The sequence below is a fragment of the Sunxiuqinia sp. A32 genome, assembly GCF_052690465.1.
Genome location: NZ_JBQYLI010000010.1, coordinates 157,378 through 172,520, shown reverse-complemented (window position 1 = coordinate 172,520; position 15,143 = coordinate 157,378). Strand labels below are relative to the sequence as shown.

22 protein-coding genes are annotated in these 15,143 nt (G+C 36.3%); 3 read left to right on the top strand and 19 right to left on the bottom strand.

Going from position 1 to position 15,143, the window contains the following annotated elements:
* Positions 1 to 41 precede the first annotated feature (41 nt).
* From ACUNWD_RS12245 to ACUNWD_RS12225, 5 genes are all read right to left on the bottom strand, one after another.
* Positions 42 to 746 carry a head GIN domain-containing protein gene (locus ACUNWD_RS12245; RefSeq protein ID WP_445588101.1) on the bottom strand — a complete coding sequence of 235 codons (705 nt, stop codon included), beginning with the start codon at positions 744 to 746 and terminating at the stop codon, positions 42 to 44.
* A gap of 32 nt (positions 747 to 778) precedes the next feature.
* Positions 779 to 1,498: a head GIN domain-containing protein gene (locus ACUNWD_RS12240; protein ID WP_445588100.1), complete on the bottom strand. Its 720-nt coding sequence runs from the start codon at positions 1,496 to 1,498 to the stop codon at positions 779 to 781.
* A 176-nt stretch (positions 1,499 to 1,674) separates the two neighbouring features.
* Complete coding sequence (locus ACUNWD_RS12235) at positions 1,675 to 2,166, bottom strand: Spy/CpxP family protein refolding chaperone (RefSeq protein ID WP_445588099.1); 492 nt, start codon at positions 2,164 to 2,166, stop codon at positions 1,675 to 1,677.
* A gap of 103 nt (positions 2,167 to 2,269) precedes the next feature.
* On the bottom strand, positions 2,270 to 2,710 hold the full coding sequence (locus ACUNWD_RS12230) for a type III pantothenate kinase (protein ID WP_445588098.1): 441 nt from the start codon (positions 2,708 to 2,710) through the stop codon (positions 2,270 to 2,272).
* Positions 2,711 to 2,733: 23 nt separating this feature from the next.
* Complete coding sequence (locus ACUNWD_RS12225; protein WP_445588097.1) at positions 2,734 to 3,036, bottom strand: type III pantothenate kinase; 303 nt, start codon at positions 3,034 to 3,036, stop codon at positions 2,734 to 2,736.
* 195 nt (positions 3,037 to 3,231) lie between these two features.
* Between ACUNWD_RS12225 and ACUNWD_RS12220 the strand changes: the two genes are divergently transcribed.
* The 3 genes from ACUNWD_RS12220 to ACUNWD_RS12210 all read left to right on the top strand — a co-directional run bounded on the left by ACUNWD_RS12220 (position 3,232) and on the right by ACUNWD_RS12210 (position 5,051).
* Positions 3,232 to 3,738, top strand: a complete 507-nt coding sequence (locus ACUNWD_RS12220) for a response regulator (RefSeq protein ID WP_445588096.1) — start codon at positions 3,232 to 3,234, stop codon at positions 3,736 to 3,738.
* A gap of 259 nt (positions 3,739 to 3,997) precedes the next feature.
* Positions 3,998 to 4,351, top strand: coding sequence for a carboxypeptidase-like regulatory domain-containing protein (locus ACUNWD_RS12215; protein ID WP_445588095.1), 354 nt, complete (start codon positions 3,998 to 4,000; stop codon positions 4,349 to 4,351).
* Positions 4,352 to 4,592: 241 nt separating this feature from the next.
* Positions 4,593 to 5,051: a toxin-antitoxin system YwqK family antitoxin gene (locus ACUNWD_RS12210; RefSeq protein ID WP_445588094.1), complete on the top strand. Its 459-nt coding sequence runs from the start codon at positions 4,593 to 4,595 to the stop codon at positions 5,049 to 5,051.
* 71 nt (positions 5,052 to 5,122) lie between these two features.
* Here ACUNWD_RS12210 and atpG read toward each other — a convergent pair whose 3' ends face one another.
* From atpG to ACUNWD_RS12140, 14 genes are all read right to left on the bottom strand, one after another.
* Positions 5,123 to 6,007, bottom strand: coding sequence for an ATP synthase F1 subunit gamma (atpG, locus tag ACUNWD_RS12205; RefSeq protein WP_445588093.1), 885 nt, complete (start codon positions 6,005 to 6,007; stop codon positions 5,123 to 5,125).
* 46 nt (positions 6,008 to 6,053) lie between these two features.
* Positions 6,054 to 7,631, bottom strand: a complete 1,578-nt coding sequence (atpA, locus tag ACUNWD_RS12200; protein ID WP_445588092.1) for a F0F1 ATP synthase subunit alpha — start codon at positions 7,629 to 7,631, stop codon at positions 6,054 to 6,056.
* Between the two features lie 11 nt (positions 7,632 to 7,642).
* Positions 7,643 to 8,194 (bottom strand): ATP synthase F1 subunit delta, encoded by a 552-nt coding sequence (gene atpH / locus ACUNWD_RS12195; protein WP_445588091.1) that lies wholly within the window; start codon positions 8,192 to 8,194, stop codon positions 7,643 to 7,645.
* 3 nt (positions 8,195 to 8,197) lie between these two features.
* Positions 8,198 to 8,692, bottom strand: coding sequence for a F0F1 ATP synthase subunit B (locus ACUNWD_RS12190; RefSeq protein WP_445588090.1), 495 nt, complete (start codon positions 8,690 to 8,692; stop codon positions 8,198 to 8,200).
* 74 nt (positions 8,693 to 8,766) lie between these two features.
* Positions 8,767 to 9,030, bottom strand: coding sequence for an ATP synthase F0 subunit C (gene atpE / locus ACUNWD_RS12185; protein WP_445588089.1), 264 nt, complete (start codon positions 9,028 to 9,030; stop codon positions 8,767 to 8,769).
* A 24-nt stretch (positions 9,031 to 9,054) separates the two neighbouring features.
* Positions 9,055 to 10,173, bottom strand: coding sequence for a F0F1 ATP synthase subunit A (atpB, locus tag ACUNWD_RS12180; RefSeq protein WP_445588088.1), 1,119 nt, complete (start codon positions 10,171 to 10,173; stop codon positions 9,055 to 9,057).
* A gap of 69 nt (positions 10,174 to 10,242) precedes the next feature.
* Positions 10,243 to 10,635 carry a hypothetical protein gene (locus ACUNWD_RS12175; protein WP_445588087.1) on the bottom strand — a complete coding sequence of 131 codons (393 nt, stop codon included), beginning with the start codon at positions 10,633 to 10,635 and terminating at the stop codon, positions 10,243 to 10,245.
* Positions 10,632 to 10,856 (bottom strand): AtpZ/AtpI family protein, encoded by a 225-nt coding sequence (locus ACUNWD_RS12170; protein WP_445588086.1) that lies wholly within the window; start codon positions 10,854 to 10,856, stop codon positions 10,632 to 10,634. Before ACUNWD_RS12170 ends, ACUNWD_RS12175 begins: the two co-directional genes overlap by 4 nt.
* A complete protein-coding gene (locus ACUNWD_RS12165) occupies positions 10,825 to 11,208 on the bottom strand; it encodes a bactofilin family protein (RefSeq protein ID WP_445588085.1) in 384 nt (127 codons plus the stop codon). The genes ACUNWD_RS12170 and ACUNWD_RS12165 overlap by 32 nt, the downstream gene beginning before the upstream one ends.
* A 124-nt stretch (positions 11,209 to 11,332) precedes the next feature.
* On the bottom strand, positions 11,333 to 11,800 hold the full coding sequence (locus tag ACUNWD_RS12160) for a MaoC family dehydratase (RefSeq protein WP_445588084.1): 468 nt from the start codon (positions 11,798 to 11,800) through the stop codon (positions 11,333 to 11,335).
* A gap of 20 nt (positions 11,801 to 11,820) precedes the next feature.
* Complete coding sequence (locus ACUNWD_RS12155) at positions 11,821 to 12,816, bottom strand: beta-ketoacyl-ACP synthase III (RefSeq protein ID WP_445588083.1); 996 nt, start codon at positions 12,814 to 12,816, stop codon at positions 11,821 to 11,823.
* Positions 12,817 to 13,064: 248 nt separating this feature from the next.
* The gene (gene rpmF, locus ACUNWD_RS12150; protein WP_445588082.1) at positions 13,065 to 13,250 is read right to left on the bottom strand and encodes a 50S ribosomal protein L32; all 186 of its coding nucleotides are present in this window, start codon (positions 13,248 to 13,250) and stop codon (positions 13,065 to 13,067) included.
* 12 nt (positions 13,251 to 13,262) lie between these two features.
* Positions 13,263 to 13,796, bottom strand: coding sequence for a YceD family protein (locus tag ACUNWD_RS12145; protein ID WP_445588081.1), 534 nt, complete (start codon positions 13,794 to 13,796; stop codon positions 13,263 to 13,265).
* Positions 13,797 to 13,934: 138 nt separating this feature from the next.
* On the bottom strand, positions 13,935 to 15,092 hold the full coding sequence (locus ACUNWD_RS12140) for a sensor histidine kinase (RefSeq protein WP_445588080.1): 1,158 nt from the start codon (positions 15,090 to 15,092) through the stop codon (positions 13,935 to 13,937).
* Positions 15,093 to 15,143 lie beyond the last annotated feature (51 nt).

Below are 15,143 nucleotides of genomic sequence, written 5' to 3'. Positions count from 1 at the left end.
ATTTCAAAATAAAAAACCCTGCAATTTGCAGGGTCAAATATTTAATATCCTTTTATATCTCCACCACTTGATTCATGAACATCTTTATATTCTGGATTTCCTCTATATCGGATGTCACCGCCACTACTTGCATTTGCTTTTAGGTTTTCCGTCACAAATACGGTAGCATCAGATCCACTGGATACGCGCACTTTGCAATATTTGCTTTCGAGGTTTCCTGCATCAATATCACTTCCACTGGAGGCACTCGCTTCAAAACTATCGGTTTGCCCAGATAATTTTGCATCGGAACCACTACTGGTTTCCAGCCAAATCTCTTTTGCTTTTAAATCGGTTAATTTTACATCAGATCCACTACTCGCATGAATCTTCAATTCGTTGAGATTAAAACTATTCTCAGAATATACATCAGAACCCGCGGACGCATTCAGAGCTTCCAGATCATCAAATGTTACATGTGCTTTTCTTGAATTATTCCATCCCCAGTTAAAATTTCTCTCAAGATAAATGTGCAATACACCATCTCTCACTTCAGTAATAATATCGTCAATAATATCGGGGTCAGCATTGATAACAACTTTTTCAGAATTTCCCTGCGTAAGGTATAAATCAATTCCGCTGCTAACTTTAATTGCGTGGAAAGATTTAACATTTCGAACCTGCTCGTCAGATTTTTCTTGCATTGCAAATGCACTGCTGCCAATAAGAAGGGCTAAAGCAATTGTAAATAGTTTAAATGTTTTCATGGACTTTGTTTTAATTATTTAAGTGTTTGTAGCTATCGTTTTCTTATTTCACCTCCTGAAGAGGTATTTATTTTGACATTTTTTGGAGTTCCAGAATAATAGATTTGTCCACCAGAAGATGCTTCCCCATTAAAGTCTTCGTCAACTTTAATGTAAATATGTGCTCCACTTGAAACATCAGCATCACAGTTTTTTGTTAAAAGCTCAGAGCCTTTCAAGTGTGCACCAGAAGATGCTTTCAGTTTAGCATTTTCAGCTTTTCCTGCGAGTGTGATATGTGATCCGCTTGAAGTCTTTGCGTCGATGTACTTACAGCTCAATTCAATACTTTGTTGACTACCAGTATTTGCACTCAGTTCAATATCTCTGGATTTTAAAACTCCGTCGGTATAAACTAATGATCCGGTAGTTGAATGTAATTGTTCCAGTTGTTCGTAATGCACGAATACTTTTTTCTTTTTAGCCCAACGAATTCGTTCATGGGTATATATTTTCAGAACATCACCAGAGATTTCAGTTTCAATAATATTATGGAGATTTTCATCTGCTTCAATTACAGCAAATGTTTTAGTGTCGGGGATTAAATAAACTTCCAATCCATTTGATGTTTTAATTCTTGAAAAGTTGTCAAGATTACGTTTTTGTCGTTCAACATCACCATTGCCTTTGATGGATGGTCCCAGGAAACAGGACGTTAATAGCAGAGTGATTGTGAGAAATGCAATGAATGGGTGAAAAAGACGTTTTTTCATGGTTTTTTCTTTAAGATAAGACGATGTAATTTTTAATTAGTTACACAAGATATAGGATCACCATGCCAAAATCATGAGTTTTTCGCTAAGTTGTTCTAATCTATCGGCGAATGATTAAAATAAAAAAGGCCGGATGTAATTCCGACCTTAATTTTAGTGTGTGTGCGATCAATTATTTACTCCATTACGCGTTGGTGAGTATCTCGTCGAGGTTGATCTTTGTGCCTGTTCTTTGATATTTCTGCGAAATAGTTCATTTTCAATTTTTGCTCATCAGTTAGCTGACTTTCCATTTCGACTTTGGATTTTACTCTGATTTTTGCCAGTTCGGTTTTTAATTTACCTATTTTCTCAATGCTTGCATAAATCTTAGCGAGGTTTGGCTGTTCTGCTGTTATCAATGTTTGATGGTGTGCTTCAAGTTCACGCAATTCGTCATGAATTGGTTTTGCATCTTTCATACTTTGAAGTCTGATTTTCTTGAAGCTTTCTTTCTGTTCTTCTGTTAATAGCTTTTGGGGCTTTTCTCCATTATGCCCTTTTTTAGAAAATCTTTCCATTCTTGGCCTTCGTTCGTTGTGTTCTTGTTTGTCAATTTGGGCATTTACTGTTGTTATACAAAAAAGCATAAGAACAGATAGACTCATTGTTAAAATTCTTTGTTTCATCGCTTTAATTTTGGGTTCGTAAATTATTGAATTGATTTTTAGACCCAACGTTCTGCCAAGCGTTTAAATTAAAGCATTGATTTTTAAAACTTTTAACAATCTTCTACCCAAAACAAATCTCGCCGATAATTTTCAAACCATCAAGGGTGAGATTCTTCTCCAAACGATGAATTTTGTTGGTTTGTTCTGCAATAGATGCTGAAAGTCCTCCCGTTGCAATTACTGTAATGTTACTATTTAAAGTTTTTTCTGTTTGCACTATTATGTGCTCCACCAATCCGGTAAAGCCAACGATTACTCCAGATTGAATTGCATGAACAGTATTTTTGCCAAGCACCGATGGGGGTGTTTCTAATTTTACATGCGGTAATTGAGCTGTATCTCCTGCAAGAGATTTAATTGCGGTTCTTAATCCGGGGGCAATAGCCACTCCCAAAATTTCCCCTTCTTCTGAAATTGTTGTAAAAGTAAGAGCAGTCCCAAAGTCAATGACCATGCAATTACCTTTACATTTTGCTTGAGCTGCAATGGCATTGGCTACCAAATCCGTTCCTATTTCATAAGGATTTAAAATTTTGAGAGGAAGTTTTTGGTAAATCTAAGAACAACGATTAGAGCTTTTTGATTGGTCAGGTTTGTTATTAGCTCAACAAAATCATTTACGAGTGACGGGACAACACTGCTTATAACTACATTTGATATATCATTTCTACAAACTTTTCCATTGGTAAATAAGGAGCGGAAGATTACTTCATATTCATCGGCTGTTTTTAAGGCATCAGTTTGAATGCGCCAAACATTATTCCATTGTTCATTTTTGTTGATCCCAAAAACAATGTTGGAATTCCCAATATCGATGGCTAATAACATATTAAAAGCTTTTTACAAAGTAAAAGAATCTGAAGTAGCTTGACTAAAAAAATATACAAAAACCTGCATTATGATATACCGAAAAGATGAAAAGTGCCGTTTTTAAATTTAGTTGTGCTATTTTTTACTAAATTTATCATGTTTTAAGAAAGCAGAATCTCGATTTCAGGATATTAAAATATTTATATTTCGATTATGCAAAACAATAAAAACCCATTGATTTTTGTCGTTGAAGACAATCACGTTTATAATAAATTAATCATAAGTTTCCTGAAAACCAACAAGTTTGAGAATGTTGAGGCTTTCTATACAGGAGAGGAAGCATTAGCAGCAATGACTAAGCAACCCAAGATTGTGATTCAGGATTATTTGTTAGAGGGAATGAATGGGATTGAGGTGCTAAAGAAGGCGAAACGCGTTGCTCCTGATGTTGAGTTTATTTTCTTGTCTGGTCAGGATAGTATTGATATTGCTATTAATACTATGAAATATGGAGCATATGATTACATCGTTAAAGATCAGATGGCACTTAAAAAAATGGTGAGTAAAATAAATAAGATTTTATCAGTTACTCAACTAGAAAAAAGTAATAAACGGTATAAAGTTGGAGTAATGTTATTCTTTATTGTGTTAATAATTTTCATTATCACAATGATTACTGTAGCGATAATGTATCCCGAAACATTTGGACTCGGACGTTAGTTGAAAAGACTTAATGTAATGTCATAAAAAAGTTGGCATTACATGCAAAATATAAAAAGGCCTTAGGCAATCATGGTGATGTTTAAGGCTTTTTTAATACCCGTAATAGACAATCCTGACCAGGTTTCAGTAAATGTGTTATTTCTTTCTTGATTATTTGCTCGTTGTATTCTATTGAATTAATCAAACTTTAATTTTATTGTAATTAGCCCCTAATCTTATCACCCTAATTTTACATTGAAATTAAAAATATAGGAAGATGAAAGCCATTTTATTTATCATGTTGTTTGTCGCATTTTCTTCAGTAGTAGATGCTGGCATAGTCGAAAAAAAGTCTTCAGTTGACACTGAAAAAGTAGAAATGACTTCAATTAATGGAAATATTTTGGATGAAGTTACAGCCGAACCATTAGTTGGGGTAAAAGTTGTTTTGGAAGGAACAAATAAGGTAGCATACACAGATTTTGATGGAAATTATCAGTTAGATAATGTGAAAACTGGAAAATATAACTTATCAGCTTCGTATGTTTCTTACCAGGCAAAATCAGTAAAGAACGTTCAGGTGAGTCTCAAAAGTAATCAGGTAAATTTGAAATTGGAAACAAAGAATTAGTTGCCTGATTAAGCATATACTTAAGATTGACAGCCGCTTCTGAGAGCAGGAGCGGCTTTTCCATGTTCAGAAAAAGTTTAATACTTTTAAAATAATTTCTATTATTAATTGGTTCGCGTATGTCAAGACTAGGAGGTGTGTTGAAAATTTAACGATAATTATTTGTTAACTGACAGCTATTGAAGTTAACCTTGGATTAAAATTAGGAGTCGAATTGATTTATATAGAAAAGGAGGTTACAATGAAAAGATTAGTATTTGTTATAGCAGTTTTATTGTTGTTTACAATTCAGGTAAAGGCACAAGATATAAAGAAGGTTGATGGTATTTATTATTCCGATTCCACTCCATATTCTGGTTCCTACGTCCAATATTACGACAACGGAAAAACAATGATGGAAATGAACCTTGTAAATGGTGAAAAGGATGGAGAAGTAAAGGTGTATTTTGAAAATGGAGAACTTCAGGAAATACGGAGTTACAAGCATAATAAGATGCATGGAAAATGGACTATTTATAATGAAAAAAAGCAAAAAGTTGGAGTTGCTAATTATAAGGATGGTTTAAAGCATGGGAAATGGATGGTTTGGGATGATGAAGGAAATTTACTTTATGAAATGAATTATGAAAATGGCGAAAAATCTGGTGTTTGGAAAAAATATAATTCTCAGGGAAAATTAGTTAGTGAACGAACTTTTTAAATAGAGAAATAATTTAAATAGAAAAGGAGCCAAATTAGCTCCTTTTTTTATGAAATGTAAAATCATTTATTTTATCCGTTTAAAGCTTCTGCTCCATTTGTTACTTCAAGAATTTCATTGGTAATTGCAGCCTGACGTGCTTTATTAAATGTCAACGTAAGTTCTTTGATCAAATCTGTCGCATTATCGGTGGCTTTATGCATTGCAGTCATTCTGGCACCGTGTTCTGCTGCATTTGAATCAAGCAATGCTTTGTAAAATTGAATCTTCAGTGATTTTGGGATCAATTCCTTGACAATATACTCCCTTGATGGTTCGTAAATGAAGTTATAATTAATTAGAGTCTTCGGACCTTCTTCCTCCTCAATTTCTACAGGGAGAAATTGCTCAGTAGTACAAATTTGAACAGCAGCATTTTTAAATTGGTTATATACCAATTCAATTCGATCGTATTTTTTTGATACGAAATCGTTCATAATTGCTTCTGCTAATTCCGCTACTGGATCAAACTTCAGATTATCAAATATGTCATTTGCATTTCCCGTAACTCCTAACTTTTTAGATTTCAAATATTTTTCGCCTTGTTTGCCAATTACAAGAAACTCTAGATTTCCCAGTCTTGTTTGCTGTTCGTATTTGGTTAAAGCCAATTCAACTGCAGTTTTTGAAATACTTGAATTAAATGCTCCACACAATCCACGATTTGAACTAATCAATACTAAAAGGACTTTCTCAGCTGCCCTGTTTTGAGTAAAAATTGAGTCTTCAGAATTTTCCAGACTTGCACTTAATGAGCTGAGTATTTCATGTAATTTATCAGCGTAGGGCCGTATTTGCATGATAGCATCCTGAGCTTTTTTTAGCTTCGCAGCAGATACCATTTTCATAGCACTGGTTACCTGTCTGGTTGTTTTTACAGATGAGATTCGGGTTCGTATTTCCTTTAAACTGGCCATTTTTTAATGATTGAGTGATTGAATTACCTATGGAATGAATCAATCTCTATTTAAATCGTTCGGCGACTTCTGCTGCTACTTTTTCAATAGTTTTAGTCGCTTCATCAGAAAGCTTTCCTATTTTAAGTTCGTCGAGAATATTGCGATATTGCATTTCCATTAATTCAATAAAATCTTTTTCAAAAGCTTTTACTTTTTCAACAGGTACATTCCTCAATAACTCATTAGCTCCACAGTAAATAATTGCAATTTGATGTTCGACTTTAATTGGTGCATATTGACCCTGTTTCAGAATTTCCACGTTTTTACGTCCTTTATCGAGTACGCGCATGGTGGCTGCATCCAAATCAGATCCAAATTTTGAGAAAGCCTCCAATTCGCGGAACTGAGCCTGGTCGAGTTTCAACGTACCAGCAATCTTTTTCATCGCTTTTACTTGTGCATTTCCACCAACACGGGATACCGAAATACCCACATTAATAGCCGGACGGACCCCAGAGTTGAATAAGTTGGATTCAAGGAAAATTTGACCATCCGTAATGGAAATTACGTTTGTTGGAATGTATGCAGAAACGTCACTTGCCTGTGTTTCAATAATTGGAAGAGCAGTTAATGAACCACCTCCTTTTACTTTATCTTTTAAACAATCTGGAAGATCGTTCATTTGAGCCGCAATATCGTCAGATGCAATAATTTTAGCAGCACGTTCCAGTAAGCGAGAGTGAAGGTAAAATACGTCTCCTGGATACGCTTCACGACCTGGTGGACGACGAAGCAACAAAGATACCTCACGATATGAAACTGCTTGTTTTGATAAGTCATCAAAAATAATCAGTGCGTCACGACCAGTATCACGGAAATATTCACCAATTGCAGCACCTGCATATGGTGCATAATATTGTAAGGCTGCCGGATCTGAAGCTGTCGCTGACACGATTGTTGTATACTCCATTGCGCCGTAACGTTCCAGGGTGTGGGCAATATTGGCGACAGTGGAACCTTTTTGACCGACAGCTACATAAATACAATAGACTGGCGTGCCCTGTTCAAAATTTTCACGTTGGTTAATAATCGTATCAATAGCTACTGCTGTTTTCCCTGTTTGGCGGTCGCCAATAATTAACTCACGTTGTCCCCGCCCAATAGGAATCATTGCGTCGATTGCCTTAATACCTGTTTGCAATGGCTGGTTTACTGGTTGACGGTAGATTACACCTGGAGCTTTTCGTTCCAAAGGCATTTCGAATTTTTCACCAAGAATTCCTCCTTTACCATCAATTGGTTCACCAATGGTATTTATAACACGTCCCAAAACGCCTTCTCCAACTTCAATCGATGCAATGCGTTGGAGGCGCTTTACAGTATCTCCTTCTTTTATGTGTTCTGAAGGACCCAGTAGTACTGCACCCACGTTATCTTCTTCAAGGTTAAGTACAATTCCTTTCATGCCATCTTCAAACTCAATCATTTCGTTTGATTCGACATTGGAAAGCCCATAAATACGAGCAATGCCATCACCAACCTGGAGCACTGTTCCAACTTCTTCCAATTCGGCTTCCGATTTAAAGCCTTCCAGTTGTTGTTTCAGTATCGCGGATACTTCAGCGGGTTTAATATCAGCCATTGTATTCTTTTTTACTTATTGATTTCGGTTTGTAATAATTGTTCTTTGACCTTACGCAATTGTGTTGCAATGCTGGCATCAATTTGCTGGTCATCAACTCGAAGCACAAATCCTCCAATGAGTTCTTCATTTACTTTTTCATCCAGCTCTACTTTGGTCTTGAAACTGGATTCGAGCTTTTTCTGTACTTGTGCTAAAATATCTTTGTTTAATGGGATTGCACTGGTTATAACAGCAGATTTTACACCTTGATCTTTCCGATATAAATCTAGAAAGTTTCTGCAAATTCCGGGAAGATGTACTTCTCGCTTGTTCTTAGTTATTAATTTTAAGAATTGCAGGGTAAGCTTTTCAATTTTCCCTTTAAAAACAGCTTCGATCAACTTCACTTTTTGAGAAGTCTTAATAACCGGACTTTCTAAAAGTAAATTGAAATCATTGCTATCTTTAGTCAGTTGAACTATAATTTCAACATCAGCTTTAAATGCATCAAGTTGATTCTTTTCTTTAGCCAGGCTGAAGAAAGCTTTTGCGTATCGAACTGTTATTTTACTTTGATCCATAAATTATTTCAATTTCAGATCTTTCAGGAGGTCTTGGACCATATTTTCCTGAACGTTCTTTTCTTTTAATTCCTTTTGGATAATCTTTTCTGCAACCATCACTGAAAGTTCCGTTACTTGCTCTTTCATTTCGTTGATAGCGGCTTTCTTCTCCGCTTCAATTTGTTGTCTTGCAGATTCAACAATCTTTTGCCCTTCTTTCGCAGCCTGAGTTTTTGCTTCAGACAAAATCTTGTCTTTTACCTCCTTGGCTTCTTTCAAAATTACATCTTTCTCTTTACGAGCTTCAGCAATAATTCTTTCATGATCAGACTTTAATCCTTCGACTTCTTTGCGCGCTTTATCAGCAGATGACAGTGCATCTGCAATAGAAACTTCTCGATCTTTTAAAGCATTGAGAATTGGTTTCCATGCAAATTTCTTCAGGATAAAAAGTACCACCCCAAAGATGATTACCATCCAAAATATGGTTCCGTAATCCGGAGTAACAAATCCCATAGTTTTTTCTTTTTTAGTTGATGCTATCCAGCCTCCCGGCAATCCCGGGAGCGGATAGCCAAAATTAAATTTCCTTAAACGAAAATTACTAAAGCACAGATGATCACAGCAAAGAAGGCAACACCTTCGATCAAAGCAGCGGATACGATCATGTTTGAACGGATATCACCGCTGGCTTCTGGTTGGCGTGCAATTGCCTCCATGGCACTGGCACCGATTTTACCGATACCCATACCTGCACCAATTGCTGCTAAACCTGCACCAAGAGCAGCTCCCATTTTACCGAGGGTAGCCCCGGCGGCTGCTTGTAAAATCACTGTTAAAATTGCTGATAACATACGATTGAATTTATTGTGTTAAAACTAGTGATGTTCTGATGTAGCCATCCCAAAATAAAGGGCTGACAATAATGTGAAAACATAAGCCTGAATGAATGAAACCAATACATCAAGCAATAAAATGAAAACCGAAAATGCGACAGAAACCGGACTGATTAATCCTCCTGCTACTGGTCCCATCATACTGGCAAATATGAAGATCAAACTAACAAATACCGTAACTATCATATGCCCGGCCATCATATTTGCAAACAAACGAACCATCAATACAAAGGGTTTGGTAATAACTCCGGATAATTCAACGATTGGCATTAATGGGATAGGGAATTTTAACCACCAAGGTACATCTGGATTATAAATTTCCTTCCAGTAATGTTTATTCCCGTTCAGACTGGTAATTACGAATGTAAATAGTGCTAGTACCATAGTAACAGCTATATTTCCAGTTACATTTGCTCCAAATGGGAAGATGGGAATTAAACCCATGAAGTTGTTTATCAGGATAAAGAAAAAAACCGTTAATAGGAATGGCATGAATTTCTCATATTTTTTATCTCCAATTGCAGGCTTCGCAACTTCGTCTCTTATAAATAGAATAATCGGCTCTACTAAATTTTGCAGTCCTTTTGGTGCTTGCCCTGCGCTTCTTTTTGCTGATTTGGCAACACTAAGGAATATCCATAAAATAAGGATTACGCTGAACATCGCGCCGGCAACTGCCTTTGTGATTGATAAATCAATCGGGAGACCTATGACTTCTCCCTGTTCATTTAATTCTTCGATTTTTCCTGTATTCTCTCCTTCATGCGAAATTCTGAAATGATTATGAACTCCGTCTGCACTATGATGAAAAGCGGAAGACATAAAGAAATTCCAACCAGTATTTTCACTGTATAGAATAATTGGAAGCGGAATGTTGATATGTGTTTCTCCAAATGAAGCAATGTGCCACTCAAAAGCATCCGAAACGTGATGGATTACAAATTCACCGGGGTTGAAACCCTCTTCTTGCATTTCGTGTTTGGCATTTGCTGAATGTTCGTTTGTGGTATGTTCTTCTGCCAGAATTGTTTGTGATGAAAATCCAACGATTAGTAAGACTAACAGAATTGAACTGATTTTTGTAAATATAGTAGGCTTCATAAAGGCTATAGCTGTCAGTATGTTAACTTTTGAAATAGTCTCCCTAAAATACTAAAAATTTCAGAAGATTCAATCTAATTTTTTTGATTTAACTACCCTCGTAATTTCATAAACTTCAAGGACAGAAAAGCAGATATACATAAATAGGAAATTTGCCAGGAACACTTTTGCTTCTTCTCTATTAAAAAGTGCAATCACGATTCCGAAAATCAAATAAACCAACATTTTTAAAAAGCTCGTTCCCATAAAGCGGGGAGCGAACTTCGGCATATCTTTGTCGGCAATTTTTAACAAATAAAAGTGAACAAGGTTTGTTACCAAATAGAAAAAAAGTAGGGCAAATGGCAATGATGAAACGTAATATTCCGGAATAATCTGAGTGTAAAGAACATACCCGCTTAAAAAAAATGTGGATGTTAAAACTGAAGTGCGTAACAAAAAGCGTTTCATTAATGGATTCATGGCAAAAATTTTTTAATCGCGTGATAAATGGCACCAATAACAGCAAGAATCATTAAAACCAGTGTAAATATTGGAAATGACAAATTAAGCCAATCATCAATTTTTATTCCAGCAAATACACCCATGACCATAATTGCTGCCATCTCGAATGCAAGACTGGAATAGCGAATAAATTGGTCAAGATTTCTCTTAGGCTTTTTTAAGTCCTTTTTGTTCTTCATTTTTGGCTTGTTCGCCCATTTGGCACGATCCAGAGAATAACGCTCCAGGTTCGATGCTTATTTTTCCGGTTGTTACTTCACCTTGAACTTTGCTTGAAGCTTTTAGACTAAGTAATTCTGCAACCTGCATTTTACCTTTTACAAAACCAGAGACATCTCCATTTTTACAACGAACTTCTCCATTGATGCTTCCTGATACTCCAACAACAGTTCTTCCTGCGCATTGAAGATTGCCCGTAAGCTCACCATCGATTCGAATGTCACCATCAGAAATAATATCTCCTTTGATTTTTGTACCCTTGCCAATCAGGTTGATTGCCTGGGATTCAGCTTCTGCATAAGTCTTTGCCATGATCTTTTTTTTGTGAAACATCAAATATAGTAAGCTTTCGTTGTAAATAGGAACGAATAAAAATGAATTTTAGTCCACCGAGTGTTAAAAAAAGATAAAAGGCTGGCAACTAACACAACCCTACTTAATTATTGAAATGATACAAGAATACTAGCTCTCCATCGAATGCTGGTTTCTTATTTCCTTCAATTTCCATAGAAACTTTTAACTGAACCTTGCTAATTCCTCGCAGGTTGGTTATTGCTTTTAACCAAACGTGTGTTCTCACATTGCTGTCAACAAGGACGGGTTGGCCAAATTTAAAGCTGTCAATACCGTAATTAACCAGCATCTTGAAGTTTTCAACTTGCACAACTTGTTCCCACATCATCGGAAGCAGGGAAAGCGTCAGGTAGCCATGAGCTATTGTTTTTCCAAATAACCCCTCGGTTTTAGCCCGCTCAGGGTCAGTATGTATCCATTGATGGTCAAGAGTTGCACTGGCAAATTGATTAATTTGTTCTTGTGTAACCGTGTGATAAGCAGAAACACCTAGTTTTTGACCAACATATTTTTCAAAATCCTGATGGCTTTTTATTAGCAGACGGCTCATGTTCGATTTTTTATATTTGTTTAAGAATTATAGGCCCATTTCAAATACACTGATCCCCACGTAAATCCTGCTCCGAAAGCAGCCAGAATAATATTATCCCCTTTTTTCAACTGCTTTTCATAGTCATATAAGCAGAGTGGGATAGTAGCTGCTGTTGTATTTCCGTATTTTTGAATGTTGATCATTACCTGCTCGGAGTCAATTTGCATACGGCGAGCAACAGCATCGATGATACGCATATTTGCCTGGTGAGGAACCAACCAAGCTAAGTTCTCCGGGGTGATGTCGTTCTTCTCCATTATTTCAACAGCGACATCAGCCATTCGTGATACCGCATATTTAAATACAGTTTTGCCATCCTGATGGACAAAATGCTCCCTGTTTTGTATCGTTTCAATTGAAGCAGGTCTTTTAGATCCTCCGGCTTTCATATGCAGATAATGTCTGCCTTTGCCATCCGTGCGATTGATGTGATCCATTACGCCAATTTCTTCTGTTGTTGGTTCCAGAAGAACTGCTCCGGCTCCATCTCCAAAAAGAGGGCACGTGCTTCGGTCTGTATAGTCAGTAATGGCTGACATCATATCAGCACCAACCACAATCACTTTTTTGTATTGACCACTTTCAACAAATTTCGCTCCCGTTGTTAGTGCAAATACAAACCCTGAGCAAGCGGCGCTTAAGTCAAAACTCCAGGCGTTGGTTAAACGGGCCTTTCTACTGATAATATTTGCAGTTGCAGGAAAGGGTCTGTCCGGGGTTATTGTGGCACAGATAACTAAATCGATCTCATCCGGACTGGTATTTGTCTTCTGCAGGAGTTGATTGATAGCTTCGACTCCCATGTCGGAAGTAGCTTTGTCACTTTCTTTTAAGATTCTTCTTTCTTTGATGCCGATACGTTGCATGATCCATTCATCAGAAGTATCGACCATCGTGCTGATCTCTTCGTTTGTTAGCCTGTATTCAGGCAAAAATGCTCCAATACCTGTAATTGCAGCATGAATATTTTGCATAGTCAAAAACTTTTATCAATCAATAAAACAGAACCTTAAACGGAATCTGTAGTTTGTTAATGAACAACTAATATTTCTTAGATAATTAAGGGCGAAAGATAGGATGAAAAATTTGAAGAACAAAGAAATTTTGGGCAAAAGAATCCTCGTAAGTCGTTTTAAAACAATCAATTAAAATGGTCGAAAATTAAACTAAATAGGCAAAAAAAGATCAGAAGCTATAAGCTTCTGATCATCTTATGAGGGTCTTAAACAGTTACGTCTTTTTCAATTGCTAGTTTTCCTCTGTAATAACCACATTCTGGGCAAACAGTGTGATATTTTACAGTGGCGCCACAATTTGAACAAGTTGCCAATGTTGCTGGCGAAGTCTTGTAATGTGTTCTTCTCTTATCCCTTCTGGATTTTGAAATTTTGTGTTTTGGATGTGCCATTTTAAAAAATCTTTATTCGTTATCTAATAATTTTTTCAATTCATCCCATCTTGAATCCGTTTCCTCTGTTGGTTTTTCAAGATAGCTCATGCCGCTAATCTTTTCAAGCATTTCCGGGTTGCAATTACTTTTCCCATTTGGTTTCTCAGGATGAACGTGTTGAATTGGAATAGATAAAATAATAAAATCGTAGATCAATTTCCCAACATTTACCTGATGATCAGTTGGACTTACCCAAATAACATCATCGCCTTCATCAAAAGTTTCTTCTCCATATTTTATGAAGATTTTATTTTCACTTTCAATTGGCTGATCAAATAAATCCAAGCAACGATCGCATTGTATGCCAACCGTTCCTTTGACCTGAAACCATAGTGCCATCAAAGAACTCTGTTTTTCGAGAGTGACTTTAACATCAACATTCCCATCTTCGGCAATCCCGCCGTCGAAATATTCAAAGAACCGTTTTCCTATCTGGAATTCAAATTCATGCTTTCCTTGTCCAAGTCCTTTGAAAGCAATGTTGTATTTAGATAATTGTGTCATTGCTTCGAAAAAAGTGTTGCAAAAGTATAAAAAATAAACAAACAGCGAAAATTTACTGATTTTTTTAACAATGAATATTTTTCAATCTCAAGGTTTCTTTTATTCAGTGAATTATACTTTATAAAATTGTTGAAAAAATCAGGCTTTTGGAATGATGATCCTGAAAGTAGTACCGCGTCCTAATTCAGATTGTTTAATGAATATTTTTCCATTGTGATAATTCTCAACTATACGCTTAGATAATGATAGCCCAAGGCCCCATCCTCGTTTTTTTGTAGTAAAACCTGGTCTGAAAATATTTTTCTGCAGACTTTTATGAATTCCTTTTCCATTATCGCTGATGTCAAGTACAATGTTTCCATTTTTTTCTGATAAATGAAGTCCAATTACACCTTCATTTTCAATTGCATCAATTGCATTTTTGCACAGATTTTCAATAACCCAACTAAACAGAGCAACATTGTGGGGCGCAAAATAATGGTGATCCTGTCCAAAATCGAGTACAAATTTAATTTTCTTGGGTGAGCGGCTTTCGAGATAACTTACGGATGATTTTATCACATCGCGTAGATCATCGGTAACTAATTCCGGAGCAGAGCCAATTTTTGAAAAACGTTCGGTTACTTTCTCTAATCGATTGATGTCTTTCTCAAATTCGGTAATCATTTCCTCTTTTACATCTTGCATTTTTAAAAGTTCGATCCATGCCATTAATGAAGAGATGGGAGTTCCTAGTTGATGAGCGGTTTCTTTTGACATTCCCACCCATACTTGGTTTTGTTCGGCTTTTCGTGAGGCGCTAAATGCCAAATATGATACGGTAATGAAAAGCATGATCACGGCAAATTGTACGATCGGGAATAATCTCAGATTTCGAAGTAAACTGGATTCTCTGTAATATAAATAGTGCGATTCTTCTTCTGATAGTTTAATTTCGATTGGGGCTTCATGTTCTTTCATCTTTTTCAACTCATTCGCAAGAACCTGTTTTTTCCTTTTTACCGGATATTCAATGTTTTTCTCTACTTTGATGCTATCATACTTGTCAGCCACTATAATTGGGATCGATGTGTTTTGCTCAATGATGTTGAGCAAGAAGGACATATTCTCATTGGCGTTAAGTTCTGGTTTTGCCATTCTTTTGGTTGCTTCTGCCCAAATAGAAACATTTTTACGTTCTTCAACAGACATTTTTTGTACCAACCAGTTGGTGTAGCTTAAACTTGCTCCACCAATCAGAATGGCCGATAACAGCAAGATAATTTTCCAACGGCGCTTTTTTGAATAAAGTTCCAAAGTTGTTTCGATTTAGTTCTGGTTGCAAAACGAAGTATAACCGGAAAAAGT

Coding starts and splice junctions, on each gene's coding strand:
- atpG (WP_445588093.1), bottom strand. CDS start 6,007: ATGGCCAGTTTAAAGGAAATACGAACCCGAATCTCATCTGTAAAAACA.
- ACUNWD_RS12210 (WP_445588094.1), top strand. CDS start 4,593: ATGAAAAGATTAGTATTTGTTATAGCAGTTTTATTGTTGTTTACAATT.
- ACUNWD_RS12235 (WP_445588099.1), bottom strand. CDS start 2,166: ATGAAACAAAGAATTTTAACAATGAGTCTATCTGTTCTTATGCTTTTT.
- ACUNWD_RS12245 (WP_445588101.1), bottom strand. CDS start 746: ATGAAAACATTTAAACTATTTACAATTGCTTTAGCCCTTCTTATTGGC.
- ACUNWD_RS12190 (WP_445588090.1), bottom strand. CDS start 8,692: ATGGGATTTGTTACTCCGGATTACGGAACCATATTTTGGATGGTAATC.
- ACUNWD_RS12225 (WP_445588097.1), bottom strand. CDS start 3,036: ATGTTATTAGCCATCGATATTGGGAATTCCAACATTGTTTTTGGGATC.
- rpmF (WP_445588082.1), bottom strand. CDS start 13,250: ATGGCACATCCAAAACACAAAATTTCAAAATCCAGAAGGGATAAGAGA.
- ACUNWD_RS12165 (WP_445588085.1), bottom strand. CDS start 11,208: ATGGCAAAGACTTATGCAGAAGCTGAATCCCAGGCAATCAACCTGATT.
- ACUNWD_RS12215 (WP_445588095.1), top strand. CDS start 3,998: ATGAAAGCCATTTTATTTATCATGTTGTTTGTCGCATTTTCTTCAGTA.
- ACUNWD_RS12160 (WP_445588084.1), bottom strand. CDS start 11,800: ATGAGCCGTCTGCTAATAAAAAGCCATCAGGATTTTGAAAAATATGTT.
- ACUNWD_RS12175 (WP_445588087.1), bottom strand. CDS start 10,635: ATGAATCCATTAATGAAACGCTTTTTGTTACGCACTTCAGTTTTAACA.
- atpH (WP_445588091.1), bottom strand. CDS start 8,194: ATGGATCAAAGTAAAATAACAGTTCGATACGCAAAAGCTTTCTTCAGC.
- atpA (WP_445588092.1), bottom strand. CDS start 7,631: ATGGCTGATATTAAACCCGCTGAAGTATCCGCGATACTGAAACAACAA.
- atpB (WP_445588088.1), bottom strand. CDS start 10,173: ATGAAGCCTACTATATTTACAAAAATCAGTTCAATTCTGTTAGTCTTA.
- ACUNWD_RS12240 (WP_445588100.1), bottom strand. CDS start 1,498: ATGAAAAAACGTCTTTTTCACCCATTCATTGCATTTCTCACAATCACT.
- ACUNWD_RS12170 (WP_445588086.1), bottom strand. CDS start 10,856: ATGAAGAACAAAAAGGACTTAAAAAAGCCTAAGAGAAATCTTGACCAA.
- ACUNWD_RS12145 (WP_445588081.1), bottom strand. CDS start 13,796: ATGACACAATTATCTAAATACAACATTGCTTTCAAAGGACTTGGACAA.
- ACUNWD_RS12220 (WP_445588096.1), top strand. CDS start 3,232: ATGCAAAACAATAAAAACCCATTGATTTTTGTCGTTGAAGACAATCAC.
- ACUNWD_RS12155 (WP_445588083.1), bottom strand. CDS start 12,816: ATGCAAAATATTCATGCTGCAATTACAGGTATTGGAGCATTTTTGCCT.
- atpE (WP_445588089.1), bottom strand. CDS start 9,030: ATGTTATCAGCAATTTTAACAGTGATTTTACAAGCAGCCGCCGGGGCT.